14 protein-coding genes and 1 pseudogene are annotated in these 19,750 nt (G+C 61.6%); 4 read left to right on the top strand and 11 right to left on the bottom strand.

Annotation, left to right across the window (positions count from 1 at the left end):
- Positions 1–16: 16 nt before the first annotated feature.
- Positions 17–3,703 carry a phosphoribosylformylglycinamidine synthase gene (locus tag B097_RS0111105; protein ID WP_018582602.1) on the bottom strand — a complete coding sequence of 1,229 codons (3,687 nt, stop codon included), beginning with the start codon at positions 3,701–3,703 and terminating at the stop codon, positions 17–19.
- A gap of 253 nt (positions 3,704–3,956) precedes the next feature.
- Between B097_RS0111105 and B097_RS0111110 the strand changes: the two genes are divergently transcribed.
- The gene (locus tag B097_RS0111110) at positions 3,957–7,370 is read left to right on the top strand and encodes a pyruvate carboxylase (protein WP_018582603.1); all 3,414 of its coding nucleotides are present in this window, start codon (positions 3,957–3,959) and stop codon (positions 7,368–7,370) included.
- A 65-nt stretch (positions 7,371–7,435) separates the two neighbouring features.
- Here the strand turns inward: B097_RS0111110 and B097_RS0111115 are convergent, their stop codons facing one another.
- From B097_RS0111115 to B097_RS0111125, 3 genes are all read right to left on the bottom strand, one after another.
- A complete protein-coding gene (locus B097_RS0111115) occupies positions 7,436–7,915 on the bottom strand; it encodes a GNAT family N-acetyltransferase (protein WP_040429628.1) in 480 nt (159 codons plus the stop codon).
- Between the two features lie 45 nt (positions 7,916–7,960).
- Positions 7,961–9,736 (bottom strand): acetyl/propionyl/methylcrotonyl-CoA carboxylase subunit alpha, encoded by a 1,776-nt coding sequence (locus tag B097_RS0111120; RefSeq protein WP_018582605.1) that lies wholly within the window; start codon positions 9,734–9,736, stop codon positions 7,961–7,963.
- A gap of 149 nt (positions 9,737–9,885) precedes the next feature.
- Positions 9,886–10,791: a sulfurtransferase gene (locus tag B097_RS0111125; RefSeq protein WP_018582606.1), complete on the bottom strand. Its 906-nt coding sequence runs from the start codon at positions 10,789–10,791 to the stop codon at positions 9,886–9,888.
- 301 nt (positions 10,792–11,092) lie between these two features.
- Between B097_RS0111125 and B097_RS0111130 the strand changes: the two genes are divergently transcribed.
- Positions 11,093–12,154 (top strand): Cj0069 family protein, encoded by a 1,062-nt coding sequence (locus tag B097_RS0111130; protein ID WP_018582607.1) that lies wholly within the window; start codon positions 11,093–11,095, stop codon positions 12,152–12,154.
- Positions 12,155–12,156: 2 nt separating this feature from the next.
- On the opposite strand, the gene B097_RS0111135 is transcribed toward B097_RS0111130, so the two are convergent.
- The 6 genes from B097_RS0111135 to B097_RS0111160 all read right to left on the bottom strand — a co-directional run bounded on the left by B097_RS0111135 (position 12,157) and on the right by B097_RS0111160 (position 16,619).
- Positions 12,157–12,555 carry a DUF3151 domain-containing protein gene (locus B097_RS0111135; RefSeq protein ID WP_018582608.1) on the bottom strand — a complete coding sequence of 133 codons (399 nt, stop codon included), beginning with the start codon at positions 12,553–12,555 and terminating at the stop codon, positions 12,157–12,159.
- Positions 12,556–12,646: 91 nt separating this feature from the next.
- Positions 12,647–13,759: a DUF418 domain-containing protein gene (locus B097_RS0111140; RefSeq protein ID WP_018582609.1), complete on the bottom strand. Its 1,113-nt coding sequence runs from the start codon at positions 13,757–13,759 to the stop codon at positions 12,647–12,649.
- Between the two features lie 6 nt (positions 13,760–13,765).
- On the bottom strand, positions 13,766–14,368 hold the full coding sequence (locus B097_RS0111145) for a Maf family protein (protein WP_018582610.1): 603 nt from the start codon (positions 14,366–14,368) through the stop codon (positions 13,766–13,768).
- 76 nt (positions 14,369–14,444) lie between these two features.
- Complete coding sequence (locus B097_RS0111150) at positions 14,445–14,654, bottom strand: acyl-CoA carboxylase subunit epsilon (protein WP_394281405.1); 210 nt, start codon at positions 14,652–14,654, stop codon at positions 14,445–14,447.
- Positions 14,655–14,673: 19 nt separating this feature from the next.
- On the bottom strand, positions 14,674–16,146 hold the full coding sequence (locus tag B097_RS0111155) for an acyl-CoA carboxylase subunit beta (protein ID WP_018582612.1): 1,473 nt from the start codon (positions 16,144–16,146) through the stop codon (positions 14,674–14,676).
- Between the two features lie 107 nt (positions 16,147–16,253).
- Entirely contained in the window at positions 16,254–16,619 is a 366-nt protein-coding gene (locus tag B097_RS0111160; RefSeq protein ID WP_018582613.1) for a hypothetical protein, read from the bottom strand.
- Between the two features lie 100 nt (positions 16,620–16,719).
- Here B097_RS0111160 and trpB point away from each other — a divergent pair, with 100 nt between their 5' ends.
- Positions 16,720–18,081, top strand: coding sequence for a tryptophan synthase subunit beta (trpB, locus tag B097_RS0111165; protein ID WP_018582614.1), 1,362 nt, complete (start codon positions 16,720–16,722; stop codon positions 18,079–18,081).
- 61 nt (positions 18,082–18,142) lie between these two features.
- Positions 18,143–18,470, top strand: a pseudogene (locus B097_RS13380) (type II toxin-antitoxin system HicB family antitoxin).
- A 132-nt stretch (positions 18,471–18,602) separates the two neighbouring features.
- Here B097_RS13380 and B097_RS0111175 read toward each other — a convergent pair.
- Positions 18,603–19,625, bottom strand: coding sequence for a GIY-YIG nuclease family protein (locus tag B097_RS0111175; protein ID WP_018582616.1), 1,023 nt, complete (start codon positions 19,623–19,625; stop codon positions 18,603–18,605).
- Positions 19,626–19,750 lie beyond the last annotated feature (125 nt).

The raw sequence follows: 19,750 nt of genomic DNA on the forward strand, positions 1-19,750 counted from the left end.
CTAGTACACGAACCTCTTAGCGACCTTCCCCGCGCACCCAGTTCACCGCGTTTTCGAAGATCGCCTGCTCGCCGATGCCCGGGATATTGCGCATCAGCCCATCGCGGAAGCGCTCCGGGTGGCCCATCTTGCCCAGGATGCGGCCGTCGGCAGAGATGATGCCCTCGATCGCGTAGGAGGAACCGTTCGGGTTGTCGGGCGCCACCATCGTCGGCTCGCCAGACTCATCCACGTACTGGAGAGCCACCTGGCCAGCATCGAACAGGGCGCGGGCATCGTCCTCACTGACCACGAAGCGGCCCTCACCGTGCGACACCGGCATCAGGTGCTGCTGACCAGGCTCAAAGCTGGACAGCCACGGCGAAGCGACAGAGGTGACCCGCGTCGTCGAGATACGGGAGACGTGGCGCAGCTGACGGTTGTGGGTCAGGGTCGGGGAGTCCGCGGACAGCTTCGCCGGATCGCCGTACGGCAGGAACCCGGACTTGACCAGCGCCTGGAACCCATTACAGATACCCAGCACCAGGCCCTCGCGCGCCACGAACGCCTTCACCGCTTCCGCCACCTCTGGGGAGCGCAGGAAGGCGGCGATGAACTTGGCAGACCCGTCCGGCTCATCACCCAGCGAGAACCCACCGGAGAAGGCGAGGATCTGCGCATCGTCCAGCTTCGCGATGAACGCGGCGGTGTCGTCGGCAAGCATCTGCGGGGTGAGGTTGCGGATCAGGTGGAACTCGGTGGTCGCGCCCGCGGCCTCAAAAGCCTCGGCCATGTCATATTCGGAGTTTGTGCCCGGGAATACCGGCAATAAAACATGAACTTCGCTCGCTGCAGAAGATCGCTTTTCGACGACCGACCCTGCCTTGAGCTCGGTCGCGAAGGAGGGGAGTGGCTCGGCCGCATCGTCGGTGTTGAAGTCCTCGTTCAGCGGGAAGACGTCGCGGTACTCGGACTCCAGCGCCTCCAGAGCCTGGGCCAGTGTGAAGTTTTCGGAACCGAAGGTGAACTCGCCAGCGGTGTTCGTGGTGCCGATCTTCGTACCAGGCGCCTGCGTGCCAGGCTCAACTGCCATGAGTACAGAGCCGATCGCTGGATCGGTAACCGAACCGTCCAGTTCCACACCCAACTCATTGCCCACAGCCATGTTGACCAGGGCGTGGCCCAGACCGGCCTCGGTGACAACGGACGCCGCAGCAACATCAGCACCAACCACGGCGGCGAAGTTTTCCACCAGCTGCTGGTAGTTCGGCTCGCCGGACTTCAGCGGGGTGTGCTCCACAAGGTAGATGTCGTGCTCGCCGGCGGGGATGGCTGCGGGGCGCACATTGCCAGAATCCATCACTCCCACGGCGAAAGTCACCAGGGTCGGCGGAACGTGCAGGTCATCCCCGTAGGTGCCACTCATGGAGTCCTTGCCACCAATAGCCGCGACCTGGAAAGCGTCCTGCGCCTCCAGCAGACCCAGCAGCGCCTGGGTGACTTCGCCCCACAGTTCCGGATCCTGGTCCAGGCGCTGGAAGTACTCCTGCACACTCAGCCACGCATCGGCCGGGTTCGCGCCCACAGCAGCCATGCGAGCGAGTGCTTCCACCACGGAATAGGCACCCATCAGGTACGGGGAATCGTCGGCAAGCGAAGGCGAAAAACCGTACGCCATGACCGACGCGGTAGAGGTGCCGCCGGGCACAGGCAGGGTCTGTACGGACGCGATTTCGTCGGTCTTCTGCGTGCGTCCGCCATAAGGCATCAGCACGGTGGAGCGGCCGACGGTGGCGTCGAACTGCTCGATCATGCCCTCCTGCGAGCCGTAGCGACGCAGCGCATCAAGCACGGTGGAGGGGCGCGGGGCGGGTGTCGACGAAGCGGCGACCAGCTTGACGGACTGGGAACGGTCGGCGCCGTTGGTGTCGATGAACTCGCGTGACATGTCCAGCACAACCTCATCGCCCATGAACATGCGCAGGCGGCCGGTGTCGGTGATCTCCGCCAGCTGCACGGCCTCGAGGTTTTCCTCGGCGGCAGCCTTAATGAAGGCCTCAGCATCCTCGTGCTTCACGACGACCGCCATGCGCTCCTGGGATTCCGAGATCGCGATCTCGCGGGCGTTCAACCCGGCGTACTTCAGTGGCACGCGGTCCAAGTGGATATCGATCGAATCCGCCAACTCGCCGACCGCCACCGACACGCCACCGGCGCCGAAGTCATTACAGCGCACAATGGACTGCGCGACCTCAGGGCGGCGGAACAGTCGCTGGATCTTGCGCTCGTTGACCGGGTTGCCCTTCTGCACCTCGGCGCCGGAACGTGCCACGGAGTCCTCGTCGTGCGCCTTGGAAGAGCCGGTCGCGCCGCCCACGCCATCGCGGCCGGTGCGGCCACCAAGGATGATCACCACGTCGCCTGCCTCAGGCTCCAGCCGCTTCACGTTCTCTACCGGGGCGGCCGCAACGACCGCGCCTAGCTCCATGCGCTTGGCCACATAGCCCGGGTGATTAAATTCGCGCACACCCGTGGTGGCCAGGCCGATCTGGTTGCCGTACGACGAATAACCTTCCGCCGCGCGGGTCGAAATATCAGCCTGGGGCAGTTTGCCCGGCAGGGTCTCAGCGCGCGGAGTATTGATGTCGCCGGAACCGGACAGGCGCATCGCCTGGTATACCCACGAACGGCCAGACAGGGGATCGCGGATCGCGCCACCCAAGCAGGTGGATGCGCCGCCGAAAGGCTCGATCTCGGTGGGGTGGTTGTGGGTTTCGTTCTTGAACATCAGCAGGTACTGGCCGTCGGCGTTATCCACGTCGACATAGACCGAGCACGCGTTGATCTCCTCGGAGACCTCCTGGTCATCCATCACGCCAGTGCGGCGCAGCTCGCGGCCCATGATGGTGCCCATGTCCATCAGGCTGCGTGGCTTGTGGGTGCGGTCGTTGGCCTCGCGCAGCTCATTGTAGCGGGCCAAGGCGCGGGTGAGCTGCTCGCCGAAACGGGGCTCGGCCACCTCAATTGAGGTCAGCTCAGTGTTGAACGTGGTGTGGCGGCAGTGATCCGACCAGTACGTATCCAGGGTGGACAGTTCCACCTGGGTGGGGGTGCGGCCCTCGGCTTGGAAGTACTGTTGGACCACCTTGAGATCGGCAAGGTTCATCGCCATGCCATTGTCGGCCAGCAAAGCGGTCAGGCCCTCGTCGTCAAGCGATAAGAAGTCCGGGTACGTGCGCAGCGGTTCAATCTCGCCCATTTCAGGCTCGTGCAGGACGGACATGTCCTTCTCGCCCGATTCGACGGGGTTGATCAGGAAATCGCGGATTGGGGAGAGGTCCGTGGCGCCTTCAAAGACGTAGAGCACGGCCGAATAGATCGAGGCGGTGGTGGCGGGCTCGAGGAGGCGTAGGGCTTGCTCGGCGGCGTCGGCGCGCTGATCGTACTGGCCGGGCAGGGGCTGCACGGCGAGGGAAGCGTGGCGCTCGTCGGAAAGAAGGTCCTCTAATTGAGCGTCAGTCAAGATCTCGTCGACACGCTCATCAGCAACGACGGAGTGGCGCAGGGCCTCAAGATCGGCCTGGGTAGCGCCGAACACGTCGTACACGTTGATCACGGCGACGGAATCCAGCTGGACCCCCTCGAGATTGTTCAGGCTCGCGCGAACCGCGGCCTCTTCATTGCGGAAATCCGGCGAGCGGCGAACTACCAAACGAGCGTCCATGCCTTCGATGTGCCTTTCAGTCAAAGAGACAACTGTGTCAGCACAACAGTTTAGGCCATGGGTGCCGTTATTCCTCATAAATGCGGTTTTCTCCTGCGCTAGCGGCGCCGAAAATGAGAGGTGGGACGCATTTGCGCATAAAAGTTATTTAACCCTATATAGGGCCAGAATAAGTGCTACCTCACCCCAGGTTCGCTATGCGCCCGCTAGACTTGGACGAGCACTAATTTTGCAGGGAAAGGACACCCACACAGTGGACAATAATTTGCCATCATTCAAGAAAATTCTTGTGGCGAACCGTGGTGAAATTGCCGTGCGCGCCTTCCGCGCCGCGTTCGAAACAGGGGCACAGACCGTCGCTGTGTACCCGATCGAGGACCGCAATTCTTTCCACCGTCCGTTCGCGGACGAAGCGATCAAGATCGGCGAAGAAGGCCAGCCCGTTAAGGCCTACCTAGATATCGACGAGATTCTGCGCGCCGCGAAGAAGACCGGTGCGGACGCCGTCTACCCGGGTTATGGTTTCATGTCCGAGCGCGCCGACCTGGCCCGCGCCTGCAAGGACAATGGCATTAAGTTCATCGGCCCCACCGCCGAAACCCTGGACCTGACCGGCGATAAGGCCGCCGCTGTGCGCGCCGCTGAAGAGGCGGGCCTGCCCATTCTGCGTGACTCCGAGCCATCCACCGACCCGAAGCAGCTGGCCGAGTGGGCGAAGGACTTCCAGTTCCCTGTGTTCGTCAAGGCAGTGGCCGGTGGTGGTGGCCGCGGCATGCGCTTCATTGAGAAGCAGGAGGACGTCGAAAAGCTCGCCACGGAGGCGTCGCGCGAGGCAGAGGCCGCTTTCGGTGACGCGAACGTGTACATCGAGCAGGCCGTGATTAATCCGCAGCACATTGAGGTGCAGATCCTCGCGGACTCCCAGGGCAACGTTATTCACCTCTTTGAGCGCGACTGCTCCCTGCAGCGTCGTCACCAGAAGGTCGTGGAGATCGCGCCTGCGCAGCATATCGACGAAGAACTGCGCGACCAGATCTGCGCCGACGCCGTGAAGTTCTGCGAGCACATCAACTACGAGGGCGCCGGTACCGTGGAGTTCCTCGTCGATGAGCAGGGCAACCACGTGTTTATCGAGATGAACCCGCGCGTGCAGGTGGAACACACCGTGACCGAGGAGGTCACCGGTGTGGACATCGTGAAATCTCAGATGCACATCGCCGCGGGCGCTTCCCTGGCAGACCTGGACCTGGCCCAGGAGAACATTAAGCTCACCGGCGCGGCCCTGCAGTGCCGTATCACCACCGAGGACCCGAACAACGGCTTCCGCCCGGACTCCGGCGTGATCACGGGCTACCGCAGCCCAGGTGGCGCGGGCGTGCGCCTGGACGGTTCCGTAACCGTGGGTACCGAAATCACCCCGAACTTTGACTCCCTGCTGGTGAAGATGACCTGCCGCGGCGCCGACTTTGAGCAGGCCGTGGCCCGTGCCCAGCGCGCGCTGAACGAGTTCTCTGTTTCCGGAGTATCGACGAATATTGGTTTCCTGCGCGCACTGCTGGCAGAGGCCGATTTCCAGACCAAGCGCATCTCCACCGGCTTCATTGGTGAACACATCCACCTGCTGGAGGCGCCACCGGCGCTGGATAAGTCCAGCCGGATCCTGAACTACCTGGCAGAAGTCACCGTGAACAAGCCCAACGGCGAGCGCCCAACCAGTGTGCGCGCACCGGAGAAGCTACCGAAGTGGGAGTACGATTCCGTCCCGCGCGGCTCCCGCGACGACCTGCTGGAGCTGGGCCCGAAGAAGTTTGCGGAGAAGCTGCGCAACCAGAAGGCCCTGGCGGTTACTGAGACCACGTTCCGTGACGCGCACCAGTCCCTGCTGGCTACGCGCCTGCGCACCAAGACCCTGTTCGCCGGTGCGAAGCACGTAGGCTACCTGACCCCTGAACTGCTTTCCATCGAGGCTTGGGGTGGCGCGACCTACGACGTGGCCATGCGCTTCCTGCACGAGAACCCGTGGGACCGCCTGGACATCCTGCGCGAGGCAGTGCCGAACGTGAACATCCAGATGTTGCTGCGCGGCCGCAACACCGTGGGCTACACCCCGTACCCAGAAAGCGTGACCCGCGCGTTCGTGAAGGAAGCGGCATCCTCCGGCATCGACATCTTCCGCATTTTCGATGCACTTAACGACGTCTCCCAGATGCGCCCAGCAATCGACGCCGTCCTGGAGACCGGCACCACCGTTGCTGAGGTAGCAATGGCGTACTCCGGCAACCTGATGGACCCGAACGAGGACCTCTACACGCTGGATTACTACCTGAAGCTGGCGGAGGAGATCGTCGACACGGGTGCTCACATCCTGGCGATCAAGGACATGGCTGGCCTGCTGCGCCCAGAGGCAGCGCGCCGCCTGGTCACCGCCCTGCGCAAGGAGTTCGAGCTGCCGGTGCACGTGCACACCCACGACACCGCTGGTGGCCAGCTGGCCACCTACCTGGCGGCCGCCGAGGCGGGTGCCGATGCCGTGGATGTCGCCTCCGCGCCGCTGGCTGGAACGACCTCGCAGCCATCGATGTCCGCGCTGGTCGCAGCCTTCGAGAACACGGAGCGCGACACCGGCATCTCCCTGAAGTCCGTCTTCGATCTGGAGCCATACTGGGAGACCGTGCGCCAGATTTACTCCCCATTCGAGTCCGGCATCCCAGGACCTACCGGCCGCGTGTACCACCACGAGATCCCCGGTGGCCAGCTGTCCAACCTGCGCACCCAGGCAAAGGCGCTGGGCCTAGAGGACCGCTTCGAGCTCATCGAGGACTACTACGCTGCCGTCAACGAGATGCTGGGTCGACCCACCAAGGTCACCCCATCCTCCAAGGTGGTCGGCGACCTTGCCCTGCACCTGGTGGGCGCCAACGTGGATCCGAAGGAGTTCGCGGAGGATCCGCAGAAGTTCGACATCCCGGATTCCGTGATCGGCTTCCTGCGCGGCGAGCTGGGCACCCCTCCCGGGGGCTGGCCACTGCTGCGTGAGAAGGCGCTGGCAGGCCGTGGCGAAGGTGAACAGCACATCGTCGAGGTGCCCGAGGATTTGGCGAAGGACCTGGAGTCTGAGGACCACAAGGTCCGCCGCGCGGCCCTGGACCAGCTGCTCTTCCCGAAGCAGTACGAAGAGTACAAGGAGCACCTGCGCACCTACGGCTACACCGATGCCCTGTCCGACCGCCTCTTCTTCTACGGGCTAGAGGAAGGCCGCGAAGAACTGGCAGTCTACGGCGACCCAGGCAGCGACACCCCACCGCTGGTGGTACGCCTCGACGCGGTCGGCGAGCCGGACGAGAAGGGCATGCGCCAGGTGGTGCTCACCGTCAACGGACAGATCCGCCCACTCAAGGTCCGCGACCACAATGCCGAGTCCACCGTCGCCGACGTGGAAAAGGCAGACCCATCCAACAAGGGTCAGGTCGCAGCACCATTCGCTGGTGCCGTGACCGTTACCGTGGAGGAAGGCCAGGAAGTCAAGGCCGGCGACCCAGTGGCAACGATCGAAGCGATGAAGATGGAAGCAACCATCTCCGCGACGATCGACGGCACCGTGGAACGCCTCGCATTCACCCAGCCAACCGCTGTGGAAGGCGGCGACCTCGTGGTCGTCATCTCCTAGGGGTACGGAAAAGCCCGCCTGAGTAGTGAATACTTAGGCGGGCCTTCGCCGTTTCAAGAGTGCCGCTAGAACTTCAGCTGCATCGCACCCTCGATGCTTGGGACGACCTCGAAGCCGTACTTCTCATACACGTGGCGGGCGCGCGGGTTGTCTTTATCCACACTCAGCGAGATAGCAGGCGCACCCTGCGAGCGGGCAAGGGCCACGGCGTCGTCGAGAAGCCTGCGCGACAGGCCCTGGCCCGCATAGCGCGACTCAACAGCAACAGCCAACTCGGGGATGTCCGGACCAAGGTTGGCCCAGCCTGCTGCATCAGGGCCGGACCAGTAGCGCAGCCAGATACCGCCGGCAGGCACGCTGAACTGGTCAAACGCCATGAAACCGCCATCGCGCTCTGGGTCCCAGTCATCGACGTAGCCGGGGAGATCGCGGGTATGGAATTCACTGACGGGCTTCGTTTCATCGCCGAAGACGTCCGTGAGGAAGAATAGGCGGGCGATATAGGTGCGGTCAGAAACCGAAGCGGGGCGTATCGAAAAATCCATACGCCCCACGTTACGCTCGCCCACAGCGGGCCGCCAATTAGAGAATTACTTGATCTCCATCAGCACTGCAGCCTTATTCACCTGACCGCCAGCCTCCACGGCCAGGCCGGTGACCGTGCCAGACTTGTGCGCCTTCACCGGGTTTTCCATCTTCATCGCCTCAAGCACGACCACGACATCGCCCTCAGCGACCTCCTGGCCCTCCTCAACGTTGACCTTGATCACGGTGCCCTGCATCGGAGCTGCCACGGCATCGCCAGAGGCAGCGGCCTTACCAGCGCCGGAACCACGGCGCTTGCGCTTCTTCCTCGGCGCCTGCCCCGCGCCGGCGAAAGCCAACGACGAAGGCAGCGCAACCTCAATGCGGCGGCCAGCGACCTCGACGACGAACTTCTTGTTCGGCTCGTTCTCATCCTCTTCAGGAAGATCAGCTGGATCGACATAAGGCTCGATGGTGTTGTCCCATTCCTCCTCGATCCACTTGGTGTAGACCTCGAAGCCCTCGTCATCACCGACGAACGCAGGGTGCTTCACGATCTCCTTGTGGAAAGGAATCACGGTAGGCAGGCCCTCGACGACGAACTCGTCCAGCGCGCGGGCCGAACGCTCCAGCGCCTGCTGACGGTCCTCACCAGTGACGATGAGCTTGGCCACCATGGAATCGAACTGGCCCGAAATCGCAGCACCAGCGCGCATGCCGGAATCCACACGCACGCCAGGGCCGGAAGGCTCCTTGTACTCGGTGACAGTGCCAGGGGCCGGCATGAAGTTGGAACCAGCATCCTCACCATTAATGCGGAACTCGAAAGAGTGGCCGCGCGGGGTGGGGTCCTCGTCGAAACGCAACTTCTCGCCCTCAGCGATGCGGAACTGCTCACGCACCAAGTCATAGCCGGTGGTCTCCTCGGTGACGGGGTGCTCCACCTGCAGGCGCGTGTTCACCTCAAGGAAGGACACGAGGCCGTCAGCGGCGACGAGGTACTCCACGGTGCCGGCGCCGTAGTAGCCAGCCTCCTTGCAGATGCGCTTCGCGGACTCATGGATGGTGGTGCGCTGCTCATCAGTGAGGAATGGGGCAGGGGCTTCCTCCACCAGCTTCTGGAAGCGGCGCTGCAGGGAGCAGTCGCGGGTACCCATGACCACTACGTTGCCGTGCTGGTCCGCAAGCACCTGGGCCTCCACGTGGCGGGCCTTATCCAGGTAGCGCTCCACGAAGCACTCGCCGCGGCCAAATGCTGCGGTGGCCTCACGGGTGGCAGACTCGAAGAGCTCCGGGATTTCCTCGCGGGTGTACGCGACCTTCATGCCGCGCCCGCCGCCACCGTAGGCGGCCTTGATCGCGATGGGCAGGCCGTGCTCGTCAGCAAAAGCGACGACCTCATCGGCATTCGCAACAGGATCCTTGGTGCCCGGAGCCATTGGTGCGTCTGCCTTCTCCGCGATGTGGCGTGCCGTGACCTTATCGCCAAGCGCGGCAATGGACTCAGGGGAAGGTCCGATCCAGATCAGGCCGGCATCGATCACGCGGCGCGCGAACTCATCGTTTTCTGCGAGGAAGCCATAACCAGGGTGGATAGCGTCCGCGCCCGAGCGCTCAGCAGCATCCAAGATCTTGTCCATGTCCAGGTACGATTCCGCCGGGGTAGAGCCACCAAGAGCGAACGCCTCGTCGGCAAGCTCCACGAATACCGAATCTGCATCCGGCTCCGCATAGACGGCCACAGAGCCGATTCCCGCATCCTTGGCCGCGCGGAATACGCGCACGGCGATCTCGCCGCGGTTGGCGACCAAGACCTTCGTGATCTTTTTGTCAGTTGCCACTTAAACTAGTCCTCCTGATGTGAACGCTTAATACGCACCATTGTTACACACCAAACGTGAGTAATCCGTCATGTTGTGATGGATCAAGGGTACTTTTAATTTTTTTGTAGGGGAAATCAGTCAGTGTATCGGCGATTTCCGCCTGCGCGTTACGACGATCGCGGCGTGTCGCTAGCAGCTGCATCACCGCGGGCAATCGGCATCCTCACCATGTTGCCCCACTCAACCCAGCCACCGTCATAATTCTTCACGGACTCAAAACCCAGAATATATTTCAGAACAAACCAGGAATGGGCACTGCGATCGCCCAGATGGCAGTACACCACGGTGTCCTGCTTCGGATCCAGATCCTTATAGGCCTCCGCGATTTCCTCATAGGACTTAAAGCGGGCATTTGGATACACCGCATCGCCCCACGCAATATTCACCGCGCCAGGGATGTGGCCCGTGCGCAGTGCGCCGGGGAAGTTCTCAGTGCCGCTAATCTCCGTGGCGCCGGCGAACTCTTTGGAGCTGCGCACATCTACGAGTGCCAGGTCCTTGGTGGTGTCAGCCGTCTTGAGGTCGTCGACAAGCGCACGGATGGCCTCGTCGTTACGCTCCACGACGGGGTAATCGGTAGCGGGCAGCTCGGGCACGGCGAAAGAGGTGTCGCGTTCCTCACCCATCCAGGCGTCGCGGCCGCCGTCGAGCAGGCGCACGTCCGGGTGGCCGAAAAGCTCAAACACCCAGTAGGTATAGGACGCCCACCAGTTGGACTGATCGCCATAAATCACCACAGTGTCGTCGCGGGAGATGCCGCGATCGCTCATGAGCTGGGCAAACTGCTCGCCGTCGATGAAATCGCGCGTGACCGGATCGTTCAGGTCCTTGTCCCACTCAATGCGCACCGCGCCGGGGATATGGCCGATGTCATAAAGGAAAGCATCCTCATCAGACTCGACAACGCGCAAACCGGGCGTGCCAAGGCGGGCGGACAACCACGAAGCGGACACCACACGCTCCGGGTGCGCGAACTTCGCGTACGCGGGGTTCGAATCAAATTCAATGGCCATGAAGACCTAACTCCTTGAGATATTTTTAGTTCATTGCGCAACGATACCCGCTTGAAGTGATCTTTGGGCATGAGCGGGGGCGTGTGTGACGGGTGTGGCACTTGCGGGAGGGCTGTGGCGTGGCCTGAAGCGGTTAAACAGGCGGGCTGTGTTTTGCGTTACTAAACGCGTTCTTGAAAGGCGGAAAATAACGCCAAATAATAAAATTTTCTGTGAGGTGACCCGTTGAGACGTGACCTGACCCGGCTTGGTCGCCGCACCCCCTTAAAACCCATGTAACACCTGTATGAGGAGGTTTCCTGTGAAGAAAGCAATCGTCGTATTTGAGGTAGAGGGCGGCTCCGATAAAGGGGACGACGGCCACCGCAAAGACACCATGCCCATCGTCAACGCGATCAAGGACGCCGGCTGGCACTCCGAGGTCATCTACTACCACCCCGATACCGCAGAGGAGACCTTCAAGAACGTCTCCGAAAACTTCGACGCATACATCTCCCGCGTCAACCCAGGAAACGTCCCAGGCGGCGAAAAGGGCTACCTGGATCTGCTGACCAAGCTTTCCGACGCAGGCCTCGTCGGCATGTCCACCCCAAGCGACATGCTGGCCTACGGCGCCAAGGACGCGCTGGTCAAGCTCACCGACACCCCATTTGTTCCCGACGACACCTCCGCCTACTACACCGTCGAAGACTTCAAGAACACCTTCCCAACCACCCTGTCCTACGGCGAGCGCGTGCTGAAGCAGAACCGCGGCTCCACCGGCCAGGGCATCTGGCGCGTGCGCCTCGCAGACAAGGAACTGGCCGCATCCGTCGAGCCAGGCACCGCCCTGCCTCTCGACACCGAACTGAAGTGCACCGAGGCCGTCGACAACAAGACCCACGACTACACCCTGGGCGAGTTCATGCACTTCTGCGAGCAGTACATCATCGGCGACAACGGCATGCTGGTAGACATGCGCTTCCTGCCGCGCATTGTGGAAGGCGAGATCCGCATCCTGCTGGTGGGCAACGACCCAGTCTTCGTCGTTCACAAGAAGCCAGCCGAGGGTGGCGACTCCTTCTCCGCAACCCTGTTCTCCGGCGCGAAGTACACCTACGACAAGCCAGAGTCCTGGCCCGAGCTGATGGAGATGTTCGCGGAGGCACGCCCGGTAATCGCCGAGAAGCTTTCCGACGATGAGGTGGTCCCATTGATCTGGACCGCAGACTTCATGCTCGATGACGCCGAAGACGGTAGCGACACCTATGTCCTCGGCGAAATCAACTGCTCCTGCGTCGGCTTCACCTCAGAGCTGAACATGGGCATCCAAGAGAAGGTCGCCGCTGAAGCAATCGCGCGCGTCGAAGCGCAGCACGCTTAGCGCTAGCTGAGCAGTTTTTCTACTGAGGCAGGGTCGGCGTCTGAAAGCATGCCGCGGCAGCGGTCATATTCGGTGTCGTCGCCGATCGCCTTGCTGGCCAGCGCCAACATCGCGATCGCTTTTAATGGGCCCTGGTTCGGCTCGTGGTCAAATGGCACCGGGCCCCACCCTTTCCACCCATTTGCGCGCAGGCGATCGAGGGACCGGTGGTACCCGGTGCGCGCGTATGCATAGGCGACCAGGGTATCGCCATTGTCTAGCTCATTTTTAGCGCGGGCTGCCCACACGCTCGGGGAATCGGGGTGGGCGTAGGCCGTATCGTCGGCAAGCAGGTCCTTACCGGCGGCAGGGTCTTCTGGGAGGTGCAGTGGGGGAGGGGCAAGCATGTCATTAATTTCCATGCACCCAGGGTACCTGTGTTGGCGTTCGGGGCACTTTTGGCCGACAGATTGCCATTTTGTTTGGGAAAAGGGCGAATTTGTCGGCCGAATGTTACGGGTGGGGGCGCTCGAGTAGGCGCAAGATCTGGCGCTGCACGCTCTCCAAAGGCCCGCGCTTGAAGAACAACAACCAGACCGGCGCGAAGGCCAAGGGCACCAGAAGGTTCACCCAGGCCCATTTCACCCACGCGATATTCATGCCCTGGCTGGCCAGCCACCCTAAAAACAGGATGTGGGCGGTGTACACGGTCAGCGGCATGCGGCCCACCGCGCGCAATGGGTACATGACCAGGTTAAACGGCCGGAAAAGGCACAACAGAACGCACAGGCCAATCACCAGCAGCGAGGTGCCGATGCTCCCTAAAAGCTCCGCGATCGAACCCGAGTGCGGCACATAGACCCAGAGCCAGCCGGCATCGCCAAGGGGAGTCACCCCGGGCGCGCTATCAAGCATGCTCGTGAACTCCTCCAGATGTGTACCCCGCGCGGCCTGCCTCTCAATAAAGTCACTGCGCGACAGGTACAGGGAAGAAAGCCAGAAACCGGCCGCCGCCAACACGCCACCGATCCCGATCAGCCCATCCCAGGCGGTGCGCCACTTCACCAGTGCGTTGCCGGTAGCCATGCCCGCCACAAACACCGGTACCAGGGTGAGCAGAGGGAACGCGCCTGTCAAAAACAGGAGCTCGAGGGAGCGGGAGGGGTAGTCGATAAGCAGAGGCCAGGTGGGTACGCCGCCGGGATCCGGGCTCTCGCGCCAGACATGAGACAGCCAGGGGCACACAAACACGCCCACGGCGGCGAGCAGGGCCTGTGCCCATCCTGGGACGCGGAAGAGGAGGGGAGCGAGCACAAGGTAGAGGGCGCCATAGGTGGTCAGGATGACGATGGGCCCGGTGTGCTCCGTGGTGATCGTCAGGCCCAGCAGGATTAGCAGCAACCCGCGCACCACAAATTGCACCAGCGACTGGCCTGCGGTGCGGGTGCGCGACATCAGCACCACCGACACCCCGGCCAGCACCGTGAACAGGATCGTGGAGCGGCCCTGAAAGAGCTGGTAGAACCAGTTATCGCGATCCTGGTGGAAGAAAGTGTGCATCACGAACATGCCAAAAATGGCGATGGCGCGAGCAAGATCAATGCCGTCGACTCGTTCCTGGCGCACGAAGGGTTAATCCCAGAAGTCGGAGGCGTTCAGCCCGAAGGAATACAGCATGCGGCGCAGCAAAGGCAGAGAGATGCCGATCACGGAGGAAGGGTCGCCTTCAATCCGGTCGATGAACCAGCTGCCCAAGGCCTCGAGGGTGAACGCGCCCGCGCAGCCCAGGGGTTCGCCGGAGGCGGCGTAAGCTTCGATATCGGCGTCCGAGACATCGCCGAAGTGCACGGCGGTGGAGATGGTGTCCACTTTCCACTCGCCCCGGTAGCACACCGCGTGCCCAGTCAGCAGCTGTGCTGCCTTCCCACGCTGCGCCTTCCAGCGTTCGATGGTGCGCTCCACGGTATGTGGCTTGCCGACGAGCTGCCCCTCCAGAAGCAGCATCGAATCGCAGCCCACCACCACATCGTTGGGGTAGTCGGGCGCAATTACCTGGGCCTTCCCCTTTGCTAGGGCGGCGACTTTGGTGGCTGGGTCCTCGTCGGCAAGCGAGGCGAGCAGGGCGTCCTCGTCGATGTCCGCGGGCCTGATCAGAGGGGTGACGCCGCCGGATTCGAGGATCATGCGGCGCGACGGGGACTGCGAGGCGAGGACGATACGCGGAGACATGCGCATGATTGTAGCCGGTCGATAAATCTTGCTAAAACAGGCCAAAAACCCGGGTTTTCACAAGATCCATCGACCGCAGCCGCTAGTAAAAGGTGACCGTGCTGAACGCGGCCGGGTTGTAGAGTTGCTGCGGCGTCAGGCGGGATTCAGGCGCGCCCCACAGGTTGCGCTCCACGTGTGCCGGCGCCTTCGTGGCTTCCGCATGCAGGGAGGTGAGCACGGCGGTCAGTGCTGCCAGCTCATCGTCGCTGGGGTTGCCTTTGAGCACCTTGAACATCGGTGTAGTCAGCAAGTGAATTCTCCTTTGATCCTTAGAGCGGAATATTACCGTGCTTCTTCGGGCGGGGGTGGAGCACCTTGCGCTCCAGCAGGCGCAGGCCCTCGGTGACCTGCGCGCGGGTGGCGCTCGGTGCGATGACAGCATCGATCAGGCCGCGCTCCGCCGCCACGTAGGGGTTGATATTGGCCTCCGCGTACTTCTCCGCGTCGGTGTCCAGCTGTTCTGCGGCGGTCGTGGCATCGGCGAGCGCGATCTGAGCGGTCGGCCACGCGAAAGCCAAGTCGGCGCCCAGATCCTTCGAGCCCATCAGCACGTAGCTTGCGCCCAGCGCCTTGCGCGTGATCACGGTGATCATTCCCACTTGGGCTTCGGCATACGCATACGCCAGGCTTGCAGCGCGCGTTACGACGTTCGCCTCTTCCTCTTCGGGTGCTGTGATGAAGCCGGGGGAGTCCACAAACTTTAGAATCAGCAGGTTGAAGGCGTCGCACATGCGGATGAAGCGGGCAGCCTTGTCGGAGGCGGCGGCGTCGAGGCGGCCTTCTTGGGACTGGGGCTGGTTTGCCACAATGCCCACCGCGCGGCCGGAGATGTGGGCGAAACCGGTGACGATATTAGGTGCGAACTCGGCCTTGAGTTCGAGGAGATCGCCGTCGGTGACCTGCTTGATGATCTCGCGCACGTCATAGGTGGCGGCATCGTCGTCAGGCATAAATGTGTCCAGGGCGGAGGTGTCCACGTTGTCGGGGGCCTCAAGGATGGGGACGTCGGCGCGGTTGTTCACCGGCAGGAAGCCGGCGACGGTGCGCGCCAGGCCGATCGCATCCTTATCAGTGGGGGCCATTAAAGATGCCAGGCCGGTGGTCTGGGAGTGCAGTGAGCTGTCGCCGACAGGCTCAGCCAGGTGCACCGACGCGCCCTCGACCAAGATGGCGATATCCGCCAGCGGCACCTGCAGCGCCGCGATAGAAGAGGTGGTTCCCGCAACGACTGCGATCTGCGGGATCAAACCAGAAGCCTCCGTGGCAGCGCGCAGCAGCTTCGCATACATCGCGGCGGTGACCACGCCCTCTTGGAAGCGTGGGCCCTCGGAATCGTAAATCCCGATCAGGGGCACGCCGGTCTTCGTGGCCAGGTCGTAGATCTTCAGCATTTTCTCTGCGTAGACCTCGCCGAGGCGGCCATCCAGGATGGTGGGGTCCTGCGAGAACACGCACACCCGGCGCCCGCCAATCTGCCCGTAGCCGGTGACAACGCCGTCGGTGGCAGGCTTGTTGCGGTCCATGCCGTACTCTTCGACGCGGTGACGCGCCAGGGCATCGGTCTCTGTAAAGGTGCCCTCGTCGAGAAGCTCCTGCACACGTTCGCGGGCAGTCTGATTGCCGGCGGCGTGGGTGGATTCAACAACCTCGCTGCCCAGCGGTGCCTGCGCCTCCTCGAGGCGGGAGCGCAGGTCTGCCAGCTTTCCAGCGGTCGTGTTCAAATCGGGTTGAGAAGCAGTCATAATGTCACAGTCTAAGTCGTGCAGGGGTGGTTATACAGTATCGGGGCAGGTGTGCCTGTATGAGTATCGTCGGCGGCGCCGATTTCGTTTCATCGCCGCACGCGGACCTACCTGTAGGCCGGCGGGATCAGCTCCGCCGCTTCCAACAGCCGCTGGGTAAGGATGATCAGGCCGAAGCCGATCAGCATGTTCCCGCTGATGTCGGCCGCCGCACTATTGCCCCCGACGGCCCACAGCACCAGCGCGCCTGTCATCACCAGCGCTGCGGGCAGGAAGCCCTTAGAGATAGGCATCCACACCAACCAGATCAGCAGCCCCAGGGCGATGAGCAGCAGGATACTGGTGATCGTCGAAACGGCGCGTTCGCCAGCCCACATCGCCACCGAGCAAGCACCAACGACGAGCAGTGCGACGAGGGCCGTCAGCCGCAAATTTAACGGAGGGGTCTGTTTCTCATTCTCGGGGTGGGTCATTCCCTCAGACTAGTCCATAATGTGGCGGACTTCGGGCCCGGATGGCCACGCGAAGGGCTAGTATTTATTCATTCACTTAGCGCGCACTGAAAGGCACCCCATGACTGACCAGCATCCAAACACCATCGAGATCCAGCACCGCGACACCTTGTTGCCCGCCTACTTCGGAGATTTCGGGGGCCAGTACGTGCCAGAGCCCCTGTTCCCGGTGCTGGATGAGTTGGAGAAGGCCTTCGTCGAAGCGCGCGAAGACCAAGCCTTCCTGGACGAACTTGCCCGCCTGCAGTCAAAGTTCCTGGGCCGGCCCACCCCGACCTATGAGTGCGAGAACCTGCCGCGCGTGGGGTCCTCGCGAATTTTCCTGAAGCGTGAGGACCTCGCCCACGGCGGCGCCCACAAGGGAAACCAGGTGCTGGCCCAGGCGCTGTTGGCAAAGCGCCTGGGCAAGAACCGTCTGATCGCGGAGACCGGCGCCGGCCAGCACGGTACCGCCACGGCGATGGTCGCGGCGCTGATGGACATGGAGTGCGTGATCTACATGGGCGCCCAGGACGTGGCCCGCCAGCAGCCGAACGTGCGCCGCATGCGCCTGATGGGTGCGACTGTGGTGCCCGTGACCAATGAGGCCGGCGGCTCCATGTCCAACGCCATCGACATCGCGCTGAATGATTGGGTGGAGAACCTCTCAACCACCCACTATGTTCTGGGCTCCGCGTGCGGCCCCCACCCTTTCCCCACGCTGGTGAAAGAGTTTCAGGCTGTGATCTCGCGCGAGTCCCGCCAGCAGATGCTGGAGGACACCGGCCGCCTCCCCGACGCCGTGATTGCCGCAGTGGGCGGCGGCTCTAACGCGATCGGCGCGTTCGCCGAGTACCTGAAGGATGAGCCGGGCAACGCCGATGTCAAGCTCATCGGCGTGGAGCCCGCGGGCGAGGGCCTGGACACCGACAAGCACGGTGCCGCCCTGAACCACGGCAAGATCGGCCTGCTGCACGGTTCACGATCCTATGTTGTGACCGGCCAGGACGGCGAGGTCCTGCCAGAGTCTTTCTCCGTGTCCGCCGGTTTGGATTACCCAGGCGTGGGCCCCGAGCACTCCTACCTGCGTGAGATCGGCCGCGCCGAGTACGTAGCCGTGACCGACGAGGACGCTTTGCAGGCCTTCCGCCTACTCTCCCGCTATGAGGGCATCATCCCGGCGCTGGAATCCTCCCACGCTCTGGCCTACGCCCTGAAGCTTGCCGAGGTTGCGGAGACCGAGGGCCAGGAGCTCAACCTGCTGGTCAACCTGTCTGGCCGCGGCGACAAGGATTTGGAGTACGTGCACAACATTCTTGGCGATTCGCTTTTCGACGACCCCGAGCAAGCCCCCGTCGGCGACATCCGCATCAGCGAGGTGCTGGCCTCCATGACCACCACCTCCAACGAGCGCGAGGCCGGCCACACAGTCGCGCACAAGTAGATCGCTTTACGACGATGGGTTGCCCGCTGGCGGCTCTGTTGAACAAGGAAGGAAGCTGAGTATGGATATGAAAAAGTACACTTATCAGACCTCGTGGTCGGAAGAGGACCAAGAGTACGTGTCAACCGTTGCTGAATTCCCTTCGTTGTCATGGTTGGATGCAGACCGACAGGAAGCAGAGCAGGGGCTAATTGACCTCGTCGCAGAGGCTACTGAGGATATGGAAGCCTCCGGAGAAACTATTCCTGTCCCAAGAGGGAAGCCGTAACTACTCTGACAAACTTAATGTGCGCACTTCTCCCTCGCTGCATCGGCGGCTCGCTATTGAAGCTAAGGCTGAAGGCATCTTGCTTAATGCTTTGGTGAACCAAAAACTCGCATCAGCCTAGTTTTCTTGATTTCGTCAAAGGGGTAGTGGCTGCCCCTGCAATATCTAATGTCTTCCAGCATTTGAATTGGTTCGATTTATTCAGTCTCATCCGGTCGGAATATTCTAATGTACAAGTTTTCTCTTGGCCTCTCTATGTCTCCAGAGCGTGCCAATCCTCGCCCTGCCAGGTCAGCGCAGCTGCAATTGAGTCGGAAGCGAGGAGCTCACTATGAAAACGTTTGAACATTGTGTTTCCTGAACGCATCAGCTTGACATTCAGCCTGTATGCGGCTTCAAGCATCTCCTCGAGCTGGGGGATTGGCTTTACGTGGTAGATGGCATCGACTATTGCTGGGAGAGTTACCACTAACCTGGTCACCGGGGTCAGGTTATATTTTTCATACGAGTAGACCCACTGCAAGTGAAGGTCTTCTTCCTCGAAGATATCCTCGGTGCGCTCACCATTTATGAACAGCGTGTAGGAAAAAGCTCCATTTTCTTCCTTGTTGGCAACTGCTACTAGCGTCTCTAGGTTGCCCACGTTGAGGGAGAGTAGGCGGAAAGAATTAGCGGTCTTGTTTGTGGACGGTAAGCACGTGATTGTCCACAAATGCCGCTGAGTATTTATCACATCAGGAACAGCATTATACAAATACCAGCCCACAACCTGACGCAGTAATGGGTAGATGTCATAATTCGAGAGTTCGGCAAACTTAAGGGTTGAGGCACTATTAATACCCTGCTGCGGGCGCACTCGCTTGCTGCGTTCCCAAGGCAAGGCTATGGACAGGTGCTCTTCCACTGATATCTGGATTTCATCCGTTCCAAGAGGTCGTCTGGTGTCTTTGATATTGCGCAAACTATTGGTTCTCTCCGTAACACCGATCAGTAATTTTTCTGCTGCGGACAGGTCGCCTACAGGGAGCGGAAAGAATTCAAATGCCACAATGTCATCCCAACGGCGTCGGTGCTGAGCGAACCTAGTCACCACATTTTTCGACTGTCCAGCGTAGAGAAAAGAATCGGCAAACGTTAGGCGATACAGGCCGCGTAGCGTCTCTTCGTCACGAAGAATAATTGCGATGGATTCAAGCTCCGAGACATCATATTTGATACCTTCTAAACGCAGCGATGAGGTTTCAAGCGTTGTCTCTTCGCCGAGGGGATTTACCATATTCCACAACTCCTAGAATTAACTCTCAGTAGTTTAGCTGCGGGAAGACATTTGCCAGGGTAATTGGGATTGATGCGCAGGTTTAGGCCACTGTCGGATGTGGAGAGTTGGCCCCGGCTTTCCGG

This window comes from Corynebacterium pilosum DSM 20521 = CIP 103422, from assembly GCF_000373805.1.
In the GTDB taxonomy this organism is placed as follows: domain Bacteria; phylum Actinomycetota; class Actinomycetes; order Mycobacteriales; family Mycobacteriaceae; genus Corynebacterium; species Corynebacterium pilosum.